Raw genomic sequence first — 15,373 nt, 5'->3', positions numbered from 1 at the left:
TATTATCTGCAAAGTAAATGTTTGAACATGGACAATGTACTGCTTTTAACGGTACTACGTATTTTAGAGAAACTGGATTAGTCAAATAGGCTGAGCCGTTGGATGTTCATGAATGGGGTGGCGGGCTATGGCAGTTAAGAACGGCAAAGAATATATCGAGCGTATCGACCGCCGGCAGATCAAAATATGGTATCAGGGTAAAACCATCGAAATGCCTTTATCCAGCCATCCTGCCTTCAACGGATTAATGAAGACCCAAGCGGAAATGTATGATATGCAGCATCAGAAGGAAACCATCGAACAAATGGCCTTTCAAAGCGTTACGGATGGTAAGCGTTACGGACTTTCCTTCCTGGCACCAAGAAGCAAGGAGGACCTGGTCCGCAGGAGAATCATGATGGAATTATGGGCAGAGAAGCATCACGGGTTTTTAGGGAGATCCCCGGATTATATGAACACGACGCTGATGTCTTTATATACCGCGGCTCATCTGTTACGAGAATACAATCCCGAATATGAAGATAATCTCATAAAATACTATGAATACTGCCGCAGTCAGGACATCACCTTATCCCATGCATTCATTCAACCATTTGCCGGCCGGTTGTCCGAGCTGGTGGACGAGGTGGAGGATTCCATTACAGCTAAAGTAATCGAGCGCAACGAGAACGGAATGGTGGTAAACGGTTCGTTTATGATGGCTACACAGGCAGCTACCTGTGATGAAATCCTGGTGTTCCCTTCAAGTCTCCCTTCCATGCTGGAACCGGATAATCCATACGCCTTCGCCTTTGCCGTGCCCAATGATCTGGAAGGGATGACCTTCATTTGCCGTGAGAGTTATTCAGGCTCATCTGTTTATGATCATCCGCTAAGCAGCAGATTTGAAGAAATGGACGCCATGGTGATCTTCGATCATGTGTTCATCCCGCGCAACCGGATCTTTTTCTTAGGGAATGAAGAGATTGGAGAGAGGCTGTTCAGCGAAGGGAATTTCCACAGCCATGCCGGTCATCAGGTGCTTACCCGTTACATTGCCAAGACGGAATTTCTGCTCGGCCTGACCGCTAAATTGTCAGATGAACAGAATATCGCTCTCGAAGCGGTGACGATGGAGCGGATATCCCGGATTCTGACCATGCTTGAGAATTTGAAATCCCTTCGCCTGGCTTCGGAAATGATGGCGGAACCGGATGCCAGGGGCTATTATGTGCCTGCCCCAAAGCCGCTGATTGCTGCTACGATGCAGTATTCCTCCTTTTATCAGGAGATGCTGGGGATGCTTCAGGACATCAGCTCCAGCAGCCTTGTGATGCTTCCTTCCGAGACAGACCTGGCATCAGATGCCGGCGATTTTCTCCGTCTTTATCTTAAAGGACAGGATACCTCAGCCCGCGACCGGATTGCTCTTTTCCGTCTGGCCTGGGAGCTGGCGGTTGGTCCCTTCGGCGGCAGACAGAAACAGTTTGAGCGCTTTTTCTTCGGAAATACCCGTACGCTTACTTCCCGGATGTATAGCGTGTACAATCTGGACAAATACAAAGCGATGATTGATGAGTTTCTGCAGCGCGGGGAAGCCCGATAGAATGGCAACTTTTGTAGTTCCTGTTTTGATAACATATTGATCATCATTCCAAGTCCCGTGCCATGGTAGCAACGGTTTCTGGGGAAGTCGTTATTGTCGGCGGGGGCCTTGTTGGTCTTGAGGTTGCCGAATACCTGCATGGTAAAGCCTCCAAGATCACTGTAGTATCTGCGTACCCATGTGATTACGTTGTTGTCGCCATCGGGGCGAAGTCACGGAACTATGAGGGGCTCCAGCATTTTTGCATTGAGCATGATATTCCTGTTCATGTGATCGGTGATGCTTTACGTGCCCGCAGGGCCTTAAACGCCGTCAGCAAAGCGCATGAAGTGCGAGAATGATCTAACCAGTAACACCATACTATGCTCCCAAAAAAGATATCAAATTACCATATTAGTTGGTGAAATTGCCTTATTCTAATAAAGTAAGCGATCTCATTATATTTGATTATCATTGGAGGAGAGCACGTGGAGCGTAATATCAAAGAAATTATCAGTCAAATGACCTTGGAAGAAAAAGCGGTAATCTGCTCTGGACAAGATTTCTGGAACACTATACCCATCGAGCGTCTTGGAATACCTTCAATTATGATGACAGATGGCCCCCATGGACTTCGGAAGCAGGAAGGGGAGGTTGACCACCTTGGCTTGAACCAAAGTATTCCTGCCACCTGCTATCCCACCGGAAGCGGCCTTGCCTCCTCTTGGAATACCGGGCTCGCAGAGCAAATGGGCTCTATGATTGGACTGGAAGCGTTAGCTGCGGATGTATCGATTGTTCTGGGACCGGGAGTGAACATCAAGCGCTCCCCATTATGCGGCCGGAACTTTGAATATTTATCAGAGGACCCGTATTTATCAGGAACACTGGCAGCGAGTTATATACAAGGTGTACAGAGTCAGGGCGTCGGAACCTCCATTAAGCATTTTGCCGTAAACAATCAGGAATTTAAAAGAATGTCAGTCGACGCCCGGGTGGACGAACGAACCTTGCGGGAGATTTATCTCGCCAGCTTTGAGTACGCCATTAAACAAGGACAGCCCTGGCAGTCAGCAAGGGCATATTACCGTTGATCCTGAGGTTCAACATCTTAAGGCCCGTGAAATTGCCGGAGAATGTATGGTTCTGCTCAAGAACGAAGAGGACATCCTTCCTATCGGAACTAAGGATTCAGTTGCTGTAATCGGTGCTTTTGCCCGGAAGCCACGTTACCAGGGTGGGGGAAGCTCCCACATTCTTCCTACCAAACTTGATACGGTATATGAAGAAATGCTTAAGATTGCCGGAAGTGATTCCAGTATAAGGTATGCGGCAGGCTATCCGCTGGATACGGACACGACGCCAATGTTGTAGTTGTACTCAGCAACGGAGGACCGCTAGAAATGCCTTGGCTGGATAACGTCAAAGCTGTGTTAGAGGCATATTTAGGCGGCCAGGCATCCGGAGGAGCCATAGCCGATCTGCTCTATGGGCTTGTCAATCCGAGCGGCAAACTGGCTGAGACCTTCCCTAAAAAGCTAATTCACAACCCGTCCTTTAGCGCCAGCCCCAAGCTGGTTCTGGAGGGAGGACATTTCTGCCCGCAATGTGAGCGCGAAACCTGGAATTACAAAGAGCGTGCCAAACGCGAGCCATTTTTCGCCCAGGTATGGAACCCGCTTCATGGTAAAAATGATGGCCGGGTGTATAAAAAAATTGTTTCTGATTGCAAGAGTGAAGAGTGAGGCTTACTACTGATAAGGGGACAAGCTGATTCCTTGACGTAATGAAATATAATAGTTATTATAGATATCTAAAGTCTTTATTTTGATATTTAGCCGTGTGACTAGAAACAAAAGGAGAGCGAGAAGATGGATGTATTCAAAGGTCAATATGAAATGATCCAACGCACAAGGGAATCATTATTTCGTTATTGCGAATCCATGTCCCCTACAGATTATGTGAAAGAAATAGAAAGCTTTGGCGGAGTTTCTATTCGTAGTCTACATGCACATGTAGCAGATTGTTATCGGATCTGGTTAGGAATTCGCGCCCTTGGTAAATAACTTCCCAAATTAAACGTGGAATCCGTTGACAATATAGAGAAAATGCGTGAAATGTTTAAGAACACGGATGAACTGGTTTATGAATTTCTAGATGATTTTAAAATCAAATGGGACCCTACCGTTCAAGCATCCTGGCAGAGTGACAGTGTAGAGTTAACCGAATTATGGTTATTTACGCACACCATCACCCACGAATTTCATCATAGAGGTCAAATTGTTAAAATGGGCAGGCAGCTCGGGTATATTCCGCCGAAAATGAACCTCGCTAAGCTTTAATGGTCTCATAGAGTAAGATTCCGCGCCCAGCGCGGTTTTTTTGATAGAATTTATATGTTTTGGGGTCCCCGCAAAGTACCTGAGTCAACACCTACACTAAAGCCCCACTTTGTGGGGTTATTTTGTTTTACTCTTACAGTTAACTGCCTTATCTTACTCCATGACAGAGCATACAAGAAAATGGAGGTTTAATTTTGAGACGTTCTACTATACGTTTATTGTAAGCGATTGCAAAAAAAGGGGGGCACATCATGGTTACCAAGTTCATAAATAGACATACGTCCTGGTTGATTTTCGGCAAACGCTTTATAAAATACGGTCTGATATTGGCCATTCTCGTGCTAATGATCATTCCGCTGTATTTCAAATCCTATACGCTCGCCAAGCAAATGACAATGGATAAAAGCGAATCCAAGCTGCTGGACGGCGTGGAATCCATGGAGCAGCAGGTGCTGCGGGCCCAAACGATTACTAACTTGCTGCTCCAGGAGGAATCGTTCATGCATCTGTTTTTTCTAAAGGGTGTTCCTTCCAGCGGGTACTACATGGACATCAAAGTGTTACAGAGCAAATTAAAAAGCCTGGCGCTGACCCAGGATATGTATTCCAACGTATATATCCGCTTCAAGGACAATCCGGTATTTATCTCCAACTATATTTCATCGGACGACTATGAAGATGTCTATGCCCGGTACTACCGGTACGGAAACCTCTCTGCGGAAGAGTGGCAGGATCGGCTGTTCGGCGAGAACTACACCATGAAGCTGTTTCCGGCTAAGGAGGTATTCTCTTCTTATTATAGCCGCAAGCCGTTCGACGGCATTACGGCCGTCATTAACAATTCCTATTTCAACGCCATTAAGCAGAAAAGTATCCTGGCCATCGACATGGACCGTGAGGACCTGGTGGGCAAATTGCTGTATGAGGATCAGACGGATGATCATTTCGTCTACATTGTGGACAGTGAGGACCGTATTTTATTCTCCCATAATTACGAAAACGGTGAGCCGCTGGAAACAGCGGAGACGCTTGCCGAAATTGAGCTTTCGGGCGGCAAGTATATATTGCTTACGCGTTCAAGCGAACGGCTGGGACTTCAGGTTGTAGTCGGCATCCCGGCGGGAGCCTTCGAGGAGAACGTTAATTCCTTGCTCGAACTTGTAGTACTCTACGTCGTGGCGGGTATGGCACTTACCGTGGTGCTGGCATTCCTGTTTTCGATGAGGGAGACGAACGCTTTGAAGAAGCTGGTAGAGACGGCGGCAAGGTCGACCCAACAGGGCTTTACGCTGCGCAACGAATTCGAGTACCTTGACAACGCCTTTACCGAGATTCATACGCGGAGCGAACAGCAGCAAGGGCGGATCGAAGCATTGAATGATTCCATTAAATATTCCATTGCCAAGCATATGCTTATTCTGGGTGCCTTTACGGAGCGGGAAAAGGAAGAAGCGGAAAGCTATTTCGGCTCCGCCTTCGAGCGGTTTGGTGTGGTGAAAGCTATCTACAAGGTGGACAGCCCCCAGGCAAGACTCAAGGACGTGCAGCACAATATCGGACTGGAGCTGGAGGAACGGTTTAACGCCGTCATGCGCCATCGTCCGCTTGCGCTCAATTTTCATGCGGGCGAAACGGTCTTTATCCTGTTTTTCGATCCAGACGAAGATGCGGTAGGGCGTGCGGAGATTAAAGTCCGGTTGTCAGAGTTGATCCGGTCGCTCAATGCCGAATCGCCGCTGGCGGTGACCGTAAGCATCGGAGTCAGTGAAATCATGTCCGGCCCGGAGCAGGCCAAGGCAGCTTATCAACAAGCAAAATACGCCTTGGGTATTAATGAGAACGAGGTAGCCAGCGGAGTATATCTGTTTGAACTTCCTACTGATGAGTCCGATACTCGTCCGTCTTTTGACAATGCTGTGCTGCTGAAGCTGTACGATGCCCTGATCGCTGGCGAGACAAGCCTGGTAGCGCAAATATTAGATGATTGTTTTGGACCTCTGGCCGAATACTCCTTAACGGAGCAGGAGCAGCTGCAGATCTTTTTCTCCGTCCGGCAGACGGTGTTCAGCGCCCATAAGGTGATCGGGGGAGACAAGAGCAGTCCAGGTGGACATGCGCTGACGATTCCGGCTTACGACCAGTCGCAGGATATGATCCGGCTGGCTGACCGCCTGCGGAGGACCGCATTCGATTTATGCGACATTGTGATAGGCAACAAGAAGAGCAACAACAACAGGCTGAAAACTGGTATTTTAAATTATATTGGGGCGCATTTTGGAGAGGCTGGCCTGTCTGCCGGCAGTATTGCCAGCGAACTGCTTATTTCAGAGAAATATGTCTTTTCCTTTGTGAAGGAGCAGACCGGTAAAAGCCTGGGCAAATATATAGAAGAAATCCGGCTGCTGAACGCGGAGCAACTGCTTTTAACCACTGATTATGCCAATAACCGGATCTGGAAGCAGTGCGGCTTTGGCAGCGAAAATACATTCTACCGGGCTTTCTCCAAAAAGCACGGTGTAACGCCAACCGTATGGCGGGAAAACCAGAGCAATCTTACTGACTGACAATGGGGGGGAGAATTACCAGCCCCTCTGATCTTACCCGGTGACAGCGTTTAAGAGAAGTAACGGTATTCACGGTGGGGCTAAGGGCAATACAATCGACCTGTAAGCGATTACAAATAAATATTGTGGATCACACGATCCCAAAAGGGAGGAATACCGTTTGACCCAACAGATCAGTAAAAAGAGGAAGTCGCTGTCGGCAGGTTTGCTGGTTTTTCCTATGCTGGGAACGCTGTTATCGGCTTGTTCGCAAGGCAATCAACAGGCGAACGAGAGCGGAGAGGGAGGACGCCCCGTCATTACGGTTGCCGTTCAGGCTAATCCGAATGTAGAGGACTATGAAACGAACCATTATACGAAGCTTGTGGAAGATGCGATGAACGTCGATCTCAAGTTTCTGGAGCTGCCCAGCCAAGTGGACGAAGCGTTGACCAAGCTGTCGCTGATGGTCTCCTCAGGAGCGGAGCTGCCGGATGTCGTCAACATTTATTTAAATGAATCGACAGTCTTCGATTATGCTGCCAAAGGCGTGTTCATTCCCCAGGACGATTATTTGAATAATCCGGAGCTCGCTGTCAATTTCAATAAAATACCGGAGAAAGAATTCGTTCGCAGCTCGATGAAACTGCCCGATGGCAAGGTGTACGCACTGCCAAGATACGCCCCGCAGAAATGGAATGAAGGCTCCAACCGGGCCTGGATCAACAGCGAATGGCTGGAGAGGCTGAAGCTGGACATGCCGAAAACGACAGATGACCTGTATACTGTCCTGAAAGCGTTTGTAGAGCAGGACCCGAACGGAAACGGCAAGAAGGACGAAGTCGGTTTTGTCGGCTCACTGAACGGCTGGTCGCAGAACCCGCGCGTCTATTTGATGAATGCCTTTATTTACGCCGATCCGGGCAAGAGCTATATGAATGTGAAAGATGGCCGGATCTTCCCGGCTTTTACTCAACCGGAATGGAAGGAAGGGCTGGCGTTCATGAACAAGCTCGTGAAGGAAGGCCTGTTCTCGCCCTTGTCCTTCACCCAGGATGAAACCCAGATGAAGGCGCTTATCAACGTGCCGGTCGGGATGGCTGGTGTTGTTACGGCCGGCAGCTACAGTACATTCGGCCCGGAGCTGGACAATAAAATGACGCTGCTGCCTCCGGTCAAAGGTCCTTCGGGTCTGGCGGCGACTCCGTACAGTCCCTCCCTGCCAACCCAGTTGTGGTTCATCACGAAGGATGCGAAGGACCCGGAGCTTGCCTTCAAGGTCGGCGATTATATGCTGGACCCTGAGCTGTCTATCGTAAGCCGGTACGGCGAGAAGGGCGTTGACTGGAGCGATGATCCAGCCGTTGTGGCCGAGTATGTCGGCCCGTTTGAAGCATTGGAGGGAGTACCTGCAGCCGTGGCTGAGCTGAATCCGTCCATTTGGAACAACCCGCAGAATAAACACTGGAACGATGCCAATCCCGCTTACCGTTCGCTGGAACTGGGGAAAACGGTATCCAATCTAAAGAAGGATGCGGACGATGCACTGCCCAACTGGAGACCTGCATTTGAAGAAGGGTATGTACCGGCTTTTCCGGAAGAAGTCATCGTCAAGCTGGGCTATCTGCCGGAAGAGTTGAAGCAAATCGCCAACAGCAAAACGGCCATCGACAACTACGTGAATGAAAGCGCCGTGGCCTTTATCACCGGCAACCGTCCATTGTCCCAGTGGGACGATTACATTGCCGAGCTGAATAAAATGGGGATTGAGCAGTATTTGGAAGTCACTCAAGCCGCCTATGACCGGTCGAAGTAGCCATGCGAGGATCTGTACTCAATTGGCTGAAAAAAGAAGTTCTGCCGAGCTGGCAGCTGTACCTGTTTCTCCTTCCGGCCACCGTGTACATCATCATTTTTGCTTATGTGCCGATGGCAGGCGTTCAGATTGCCTTCAAAAACTACAATTTCAATCTGGGAATCTGGGGCAGCGAATGGATCGGATGGGACAATTTCAGGCGCTTCTTCGATTCCTATCAGTTTACAACCCTGATTTGGAATACCATTAGCCTGTCCGTTTACAGCTTGCTGATTTCCTTTCCTTTGCCGATTCTGTTTGCCCTGGTGCTTAATTCGTTTACGGGGCAGAAATTCAAAAAAATCGTACAATCCGTTTCTTATATGCCGCATTTTATTTCAACGGTTGTCATCGTCGGCATGTTAGTTCAGCTATTCAATCCGCGTACCGGTGCTTTTGGAGCGCTGTATACGTTCTTTAGTGGTGAATTACTGGCGGATGCCTTTGCCAATCCGGGCGCTTTCCAGCACTTGTATGTCTGGTCCGGCATATGGCAGGGCATCGGCTGGAGCAGCATCATTTACATCGCTGCCTTGTCTTCCGTTGACGAGCATTTGCACGAGGCTGCTCAAATCGACGGCGCTTCGCGTCTGCAGCGGGTGCGGCATATCGATTTTCCGTCCATTTTGCCTACGGCTACCATCATGCTGATCCTGGCGGTCGGAAATATCATGGAAGTTGGATTCGAGAAAGTGTTCCTCATGCAGAATGAATTGAATATTTCGAAAAGCGAAGTCATCTCCACTTATGTATATAAGGTAGGGTTGACGATCGGCTCGGGCGATTTCTCGTTTGCGACTGCGATTGGGTTGTTTAATTCACTCATTAACTTTGTACTGTTGATTATGGTGAACTACGCCGCCAAGAAATTCAGCAATACCAGCCTGTGGTAAGGAGGGAGACCGGCAATGAGCCAGACCAAATTTTCAACGCACCCGGCTTCGGATAAAGTGTACTACATCATTTCCGGCTTTATTTTGACTTTTATTTTAATCGCTGTGTCCTATCCGCTTATTTACGTGCTTTCGGCTTCCTTCTCTTCAGGCAATGCCGTATCGTCCGGCCAGGTTCTGCTCTGGCCTGTCGATTTCAGTCTGGAAGGTTATGAAGCTGTATTCAAAAACAAAGATATCCTCAGAGCTTACGGCAACACGTTTCTGTATACCGTTCTGGGAACGCTGGTGAATGTCACTGTCGTTATGACCTGCGCTTACGCGCTTTCCAGACCGGGGCTGAAGGGCAGAGGCGGCTTTATGTTTCTGTTCACGTTCACGATGTTTTTCAGCGGCGGCCTGATTCCGTTCTATATATTAATGAAAGACCTCCATCTGATCAACACCATGTGGGTGATGGTGCTTCCGGGTGCGCTTTCCGTATACAACATGATCATCGCGCGAACCTTTATCCAGTCATCCATTCCGGGAGAACTGATCGAAGCGACCAGCATCGACGGCTGCAGCGATGCGCGCTTTTTCTTCTCCTTCGTGCTGCCGCTGTCCAAAGCCGTCATCGCGGTCATCACGCTGTTCTCGGCGGTGGGCCACTGGAACGCCTATTTCAATGCTCTCATGTATCTGAATGACCGCTCGCTGTACCCGCTACAAATTATTTTGCGGGAGATTCTGATCATGAACCAGGTCGATGTCAGCATGATTATGGACCCTGAACTGCAGGTGGCCAAAGCTCAGGCGGCGGCTGTGCTGAAGTACTCCCTGATTGTCGTGGCGACGCTTCCCATTTTATGCGTGTACCCGTTCATTCAGAAATATTTTGTCAAAGGCGTGATGATCGGTTCGCTGAAGGGCTAGGTCTACCAAAGAAACAGGCAAGGAGTTGAGCCAAAGGTAATGAGTCCATTAAGTGAGTTGCAGCCGCTGTCCGGCGCCGGTCTGTATGCATATATCGACGCGCTGAAGCGGCCGGCGGCTTTCAAGCCAACCGGTTTCTCCAAGGATATCTATCTGGATCTGATGGAATGGTCGATTCAGGAATACGGGCTGGAGCAGGCAGATAAGAGCTGGGGGAAGGACCCGCAGGGGTGTCCAGAGGATCTCCAGACCTATTGCCGCGTGGTCTCTGTTCTGGCAGGGTTGATGGCGGGCGGACGCAAGCTTGAACTTTATCCGCTATGGGAGAGCATGATGGACACGGGCTGCCGGGAACTGCCGCGAACGACGGGCAATCAGATGGTCGATTTCAGTACCAAGGAGCTGCTGCTGGCCTATAAGGCGATGAAGCCGCATGTTTCCGCAGAACAGTCAGTGAAATGGAAAAATGAATTAACCCGCATTGAGCCTGCGGTCAATTATGTGTATACGCTGGCTTCCGTTTCCGGGCTTGAACGGCTGCACAATATCAATATTTACAACATGGCCGGCGAGTATTTGCGCGAAACGGAGGGAATGACAAACGCCGCCGGTTATTTAGCCAATCATTGGCCGGTGCAGCTGCAGAAATTCGACGGGAACGGAATGTATATGGACCCGGGCTGTCCGCTGTTGTACGATCTGGCGGCCCGCTGCCACATTCAGCTGATATTGGCGGCCGGATATCGTGGAGCGTTTCATGAAGAGTTGAACCACAAGCTGGCGGCCGGCGGAATGATGACCTTGTTCATGCAATCCGCTGCCGGCCAGTTTCCTTTCGGAGGACGCAGCAGCCAGTTCCAGTTCAATGAAGCGCTGGCGGCGGCGTGCGGGGAATTTGAAGCCGCGCGGTATCGGCGGGAAGGCAGGCTCAAGCTGGCCGGCGCTTTCAAACGAAGTGCCAGACTGTCGGCGCAGGCTATCCTGCGCTTCGTCCGTGATATTACGCCGCCGCGCCATGTCAAAAACTACTATAATATCCGTTCCGGTTACGGGACGGAATCCTACGCGTATTATGACAAGTATATGATTACGCTAGGCAGCTTCGCTTATATGGCCTATCTGTTCGCGGAGGATGATATTGCCGAAGAGCCTTGTCCTGCCGAATGCGGGGGATATGTGCTGGCGACCTCGGAGCACTTCCACAAAGTGTTTGCCGCTGCCGGAGGCCAATCCGTGCAATTGGACACTGCCGCCGATCACCATTACGACTCCACGGGTCTGGGAAGATATCACCGTCAGGGTGTTCCTGCGGAACTGGCGTTGTCCAGCCCGCTGTGTGCCGAGCCTGAATACCGGTTGCCCGAAGGGGTCCGGTCTCTGAACGCTGCGATTGGTCCGGGCTGGGAGCGGCGGGACGGGACAGCGGGTTATCTGGCAGATCTGAGCGGCGGGCTGGAGCATGAACTTCAGGTCATCCGGCAAGACAGCGGCCGCGTGGAGTTCAGGATCACCTATCACGGTCAGGGTCTGCCGGAAGACGGGCGGGTGACGGAGCGATACGCTTTGTCGGAGGATGGTTTGGAGATTACTGCCGAGCTTGACGAGCTGGATTCGGGGCCAATTCTTTATCAGGTCCCCCTGCTCTGCGGCAATGGACAGGAATGGAGCACGATAACGGCGGAGCCGCACGCCGTAAATGTTGCACTTGGCCCGTTCCGCTATACAGTTAGTGCAACCGGCTGCTCCTTCGAGGTAGAGGAAGAACACTGCGGCAACCGGAACGGGGAATACCGCCAAGCTGTGATCCGGTCGCCCGGTCCATCCTTGAGTCTTCGGCTTAAATTATGGACCGAAGGGGAAGAGGGGATGGAAAATGGATGAACAGTATTGACTTAGAGTGCACTTAAACTTTTATACTGGTCACGTACGATGCAAAAAAGTAGAAGTTCATTCAATTTGTTATAGGGAGGAAATCGTGTGAAACAATATCCGTTGGGGAATACAGGAATGCTGGTAAGTGCTTATTCTTTAGGCTGTCTGAATTTCGGATCACGAACCGACAAGAAAACCTCTTTCCAGCTGCTTGATCATTTTTTGGAGGCAGGGGGAAACTTTCTGGATACAGCCAATAATTATGCGATATGGAACGAAGGCTGTGTTGGCGGAGAAAGTGAGTCTTTGCTTGGCGAATGGATGAAAGAAAGAAAAAACAGACATCAGATCATTGTAGCCACCAAAGTGGGAGCAAAACCGGTAGTGCCGAAAAGCGAAAAAATGGAAGGCTTAGGCCGTCAAGCGGTTGAGAAGGCAATTGACGAAAGCTTACTGAGGCTTGGAACAGATTATGTAGATTTATATTATGCTCATGTAGACGATAACGAAACTGAACTTGAAGAAACCTTGGAGACCTTTGATTCCTTGGTCAAAGCTGGTAAAGTAAGAGCTATAGGCTGCAGTAATTACCGGTTTTCCAGGCTCCTTGAGGCCAAGGCGATTAGTAAATCAAAAGGGTGGGAGTCCTATTGCTGCCTCCAGCAGCGACATACGTATTTGCAGCCTAGAGCGGATGCGGATTTCGGAGTGCAGGTCAGTGCGGATGAGGACTTACTTGCTTACTGCAGTCAACACGACGATTTTACGCTCTTGGCATATTCTCCCCTCCTTGGAGGCCTATACAACAATAAGGAAGCTGTCCTGCCCGATGCCTACCGGAGAGAGGATCAGATGACCCGATTGGATACTCTAAGGAAGGTTGCCGGAGAGCTGGGAGTGACACCGAATCAGCTTGTCCTGGCTTGGATGCTGCACAAGCACCCGAGAGCTCTTCCCATTGTTGCTGCAAGCGGTCTAACGCAATTGGAAGAAAATTTGGGGGCACTTAAGCTACAAATTAGCTCAGAACAGCTTGATCAATTAAACTAATGTTGAAAGGAGCATACTCGTTATGACTGGTAAAGAGCTGACCATTCAGCAGGCAGCTGAGATGACGGGGTTAAGCGTACATACCCTCCGTTATTACGAAAGGATCGGTCTGATGGACCCCATCCCCCGTGCCGGGAATGGTCATCGGATTTATCGGGAGCATGATTTTGAATGGATCGTATTACTCGCAAAGCTTAGGACTACAGGAATGCCGATTGCACTTATGCAACAGTTCGCTGATATGATGCGGCTTGGCAATGAGGGCATTCCAGAGCGCAGAAAACTTCTGGAAGAGCATGAGCGCAAATTAATCGAGCAGGCTCAAACGATTCATCAGACTTTGGATATTCTGCGGGGGAAAATTGATTACTACCGTTCTTGGGAAGAGGATACCAGGCGGGAGGCCTGAAAGAACAAGAGGAAGACGGTTATTTACAAGCGTTATGTCTATTCGGATTCAGAACAAGGAAATCCTCTGCAAGCTCAGACAGCTTGGCTACCAGTTCGTCCATACCGGTCTTCAGCTTGAACTCCATTTCCTCCTGATATAAAGGAACCAGGAAATAAACCTGCACCTGATTACCATCCTTCGTATGGACGGTGCTAACCTCTTCCGGCAGAGCAAACAGGATCACGCCGGACAGCTCCGTGTTAGCCGCATATGGCTCGTAATCCTCAGTGTTGGGGATCGTATGGCCGTATCCAAGCCAGGTCTGATACATATGCGGGAACCGGGCAAGCATCTTCATTAGCCGGATGGGCCAGTAGTTCTCCTCCGCTTCAAAATCCTCCTGCGTAAGCGGCCAGTCTGCCGGCAAAAACATCATCAGCTCCGCGCGTTCCAGATGCTTGTACTCTTCACGGATCTCCTGCGGGAGTGTCATCGGCAGATCGCTCATCCCATTGGTGTACAGCACCCGGTATGGCTCATCAGGTGTAGCCTCCATAATATTCACATCAATATGTATGATATCTGAAATCAGTTCATGGAACACGCCGGTTTCACGGTTGGGAAAGACCCGATTGAAATGTTCGTTTAAATCTTCCATGTACAAAATATTGGAGGGAGGTGTAATTTGCCGCTCATCCGGAGCGTCATAACCATAAATGGTGGTACCGTCTTCCGATTTGCCCATTGTATTGCCGCCAAACAGCTTTTTGAAAAAGTTCATGACTTTGCTCCTCTGTGTGGTTTATATTCCGATGCTAGATGATAGAAGTTTGAAACCTCACTTGGAAGTATAACAAAAGACATAGTCCCGGAGCGATGGGTCTATCGATTCATCATTGTGTCATAATATGAACTGAAGGTGAAATAAACAATGAAAAGGAGCATATATGAACTACATCATTTTTGATTTAGAAGCCACCTGTTGGGAGAATGACCGCAAAAGGCAAAACGAAATTATTGAGATCGGAGCCGTAAAGCTTAATGAAAAGCTGAAGACTGTGAGCGAATTCCAAATTTTTGTCAAGCCTTCATTAAGCCCACAGCTTTCTGATTTTTGTAAGCAGCTTACCTCCATCTCCCAGGCGGATGTGGATGCTGCAGTGTACTTTCCGCAGGCAATCCGTCAATTTCAAGAGTGGATAGGCAATGAAGCCCATGTCCTCTGCTCCTGGGGGTTCTATGATAAAAACCAGTTGCAGAAGGATTGCGCACTTCATCAAATCGCAAGTGAATGGACGAATAACCATATCAGTCTCAAGCATCAGCACGGGAGGATGATTGGCAAGGAGCGGGGCGTGGGCATGGAGAGAGCCTTGACGATGCTGAAGCTGCCACTTGAAGGTACCCACCATAGAGGTATCGACGATGCCAAGAACATTGCGAAAATCTTCGTTAAGATTTTTGATCAATTGAAGTTTTGATAAAAGCAGTGCATGGCATAAAAACATTTAAAATGGCTCCACTGAAGCAGACAGCCAGTGCAGTTCCTATAACTAAGGGTCCCTTGAAAATGAATGCCATGAACAAGAGTACAACGTTAATCAGAGTTCTGGCAAAAAATATATTCGTTCGAGTTATTTTTTTTAGTGAGAGTGTTAATAAAAGCATCATTTCGATAATAAATCTTTTATCAACAGATAATGCGGAATTCCATCTTCCATAAATTCCTCAGAGTTTGCACTGTAACCTAATTTCTCGTAGAATCCCCTTGCTTGTGATTGTCCATGCAATTTGACCTGCCAAAGTCCCTTCCCCCTTAAAATTTCTTCTAAAGAGTTTATTATTTTTTTCCCAACTCCAAATTTCCGATAGGGTTCTAGAATGCATATGCGTTCGAGCTTTCCTTTCCCATCAAGGTCGCGTACTCTTCCTGTTCCAATGGGTATTC

At 49.0% G+C, this 15,373-nt stretch carries 11 protein-coding genes and 3 pseudogenes; 12 read left to right on the top strand and 2 right to left on the bottom strand.

The window, feature by feature from the left end:
* The first annotated feature begins 127 nt into the window (after positions 1–127).
* The 11 genes and pseudogenes from NSU18_RS02885 (at position 128) to NSU18_RS02835 (ending at position 13,443) form a co-directional block, all read left to right on the top strand.
* Complete coding sequence (locus tag NSU18_RS02885) at positions 128–1,585, top strand: 4-hydroxyphenylacetate 3-hydroxylase family protein (RefSeq protein ID WP_341148152.1); 1,458 nt, start codon at positions 128–130, stop codon at positions 1,583–1,585.
* A gap of 62 nt (positions 1,586–1,647) precedes the next feature.
* Positions 1,648–1,926: an NAD-binding protein gene (locus NSU18_RS02880; protein ID WP_341148151.1), complete on the top strand. Its 279-nt coding sequence runs from the start codon at positions 1,648–1,650 to the stop codon at positions 1,924–1,926.
* A gap of 126 nt (positions 1,927–2,052) precedes the next feature.
* A pseudogene (locus tag NSU18_RS02875) lies at positions 2,053–3,099 on the top strand (glycoside hydrolase family 3 protein); the annotation flags it as partial.
* Between the two features lie 336 nt (positions 3,100–3,435).
* Positions 3,436–3,906: pseudogene (locus tag NSU18_RS02870) on the top strand (DinB family protein).
* A gap of 251 nt (positions 3,907–4,157) precedes the next feature.
* A complete protein-coding gene (locus NSU18_RS02865) occupies positions 4,158–6,470 on the top strand; it encodes a helix-turn-helix domain-containing protein (protein ID WP_341148150.1) in 2,313 nt (770 codons plus the stop codon).
* Between the two features lie 160 nt (positions 6,471–6,630).
* Positions 6,631–8,265: a hypothetical protein gene (locus tag NSU18_RS02860; protein ID WP_341148149.1), complete on the top strand. Its 1,635-nt coding sequence runs from the start codon at positions 6,631–6,633 to the stop codon at positions 8,263–8,265.
* Positions 8,266–8,267: 2 nt separating this feature from the next.
* On the top strand, positions 8,268–9,197 hold the full coding sequence (locus NSU18_RS02855) for an ABC transporter permease (protein ID WP_341148148.1): 930 nt from the start codon (positions 8,268–8,270) through the stop codon (positions 9,195–9,197).
* Between the two features lie 15 nt (positions 9,198–9,212).
* On the top strand, positions 9,213–10,112 hold the full coding sequence (locus NSU18_RS02850; RefSeq protein ID WP_341148147.1) for a carbohydrate ABC transporter permease: 900 nt from the start codon (positions 9,213–9,215) through the stop codon (positions 10,110–10,112).
* A 39-nt stretch (positions 10,113–10,151) separates the two neighbouring features.
* On the top strand, positions 10,152–11,993 hold the full coding sequence (locus NSU18_RS02845; protein ID WP_341148146.1) for a hypothetical protein: 1,842 nt from the start codon (positions 10,152–10,154) through the stop codon (positions 11,991–11,993).
* A 96-nt stretch (positions 11,994–12,089) separates the two neighbouring features.
* Positions 12,090–13,034 carry an aldo/keto reductase gene (locus NSU18_RS02840; protein WP_341022108.1) on the top strand — a complete coding sequence of 315 codons (945 nt, stop codon included), beginning with the start codon at positions 12,090–12,092 and terminating at the stop codon, positions 13,032–13,034.
* A 22-nt stretch (positions 13,035–13,056) separates the two neighbouring features.
* Positions 13,057–13,443 carry a MerR family transcriptional regulator gene (locus tag NSU18_RS02835; protein ID WP_341022109.1) on the top strand — a complete coding sequence of 129 codons (387 nt, stop codon included), beginning with the start codon at positions 13,057–13,059 and terminating at the stop codon, positions 13,441–13,443.
* A gap of 19 nt (positions 13,444–13,462) precedes the next feature.
* On the opposite strand, the gene NSU18_RS02830 is transcribed toward NSU18_RS02835, so the two are convergent.
* Positions 13,463–14,206 (bottom strand): suppressor of fused domain protein, encoded by a 744-nt coding sequence (locus NSU18_RS02830; protein ID WP_341148145.1) that lies wholly within the window; start codon positions 14,204–14,206, stop codon positions 13,463–13,465.
* A gap of 166 nt (positions 14,207–14,372) precedes the next feature.
* Here NSU18_RS02830 and NSU18_RS02825 point away from each other — a divergent pair, with 166 nt between their 5' ends.
* Positions 14,373–14,906: a 3'-5' exonuclease gene (locus tag NSU18_RS02825; RefSeq protein WP_341148144.1), complete on the top strand. Its 534-nt coding sequence runs from the start codon at positions 14,373–14,375 to the stop codon at positions 14,904–14,906.
* A 186-nt stretch (positions 14,907–15,092) separates the two neighbouring features.
* Here NSU18_RS02825 and NSU18_RS02820 read toward each other — a convergent pair.
* A pseudogene (locus NSU18_RS02820) lies at positions 15,093–15,371 on the bottom strand (GNAT family N-acetyltransferase); the annotation flags it as partial.
* Between the last annotated feature and the right edge of the window lie 2 nt (positions 15,372–15,373).

Source organism: Paenibacillus sp. FSL H8-0048, from assembly GCF_038002825.1.
In the GTDB taxonomy this organism is placed as follows: Bacteria; Bacillota; Bacilli; order Paenibacillales; family Paenibacillaceae; genus Paenibacillus_AQ.
The sequence above is the reverse complement of the archived record's forward strand: the minus strand, read 5'-3'. Positions and strand labels throughout refer to the sequence as shown.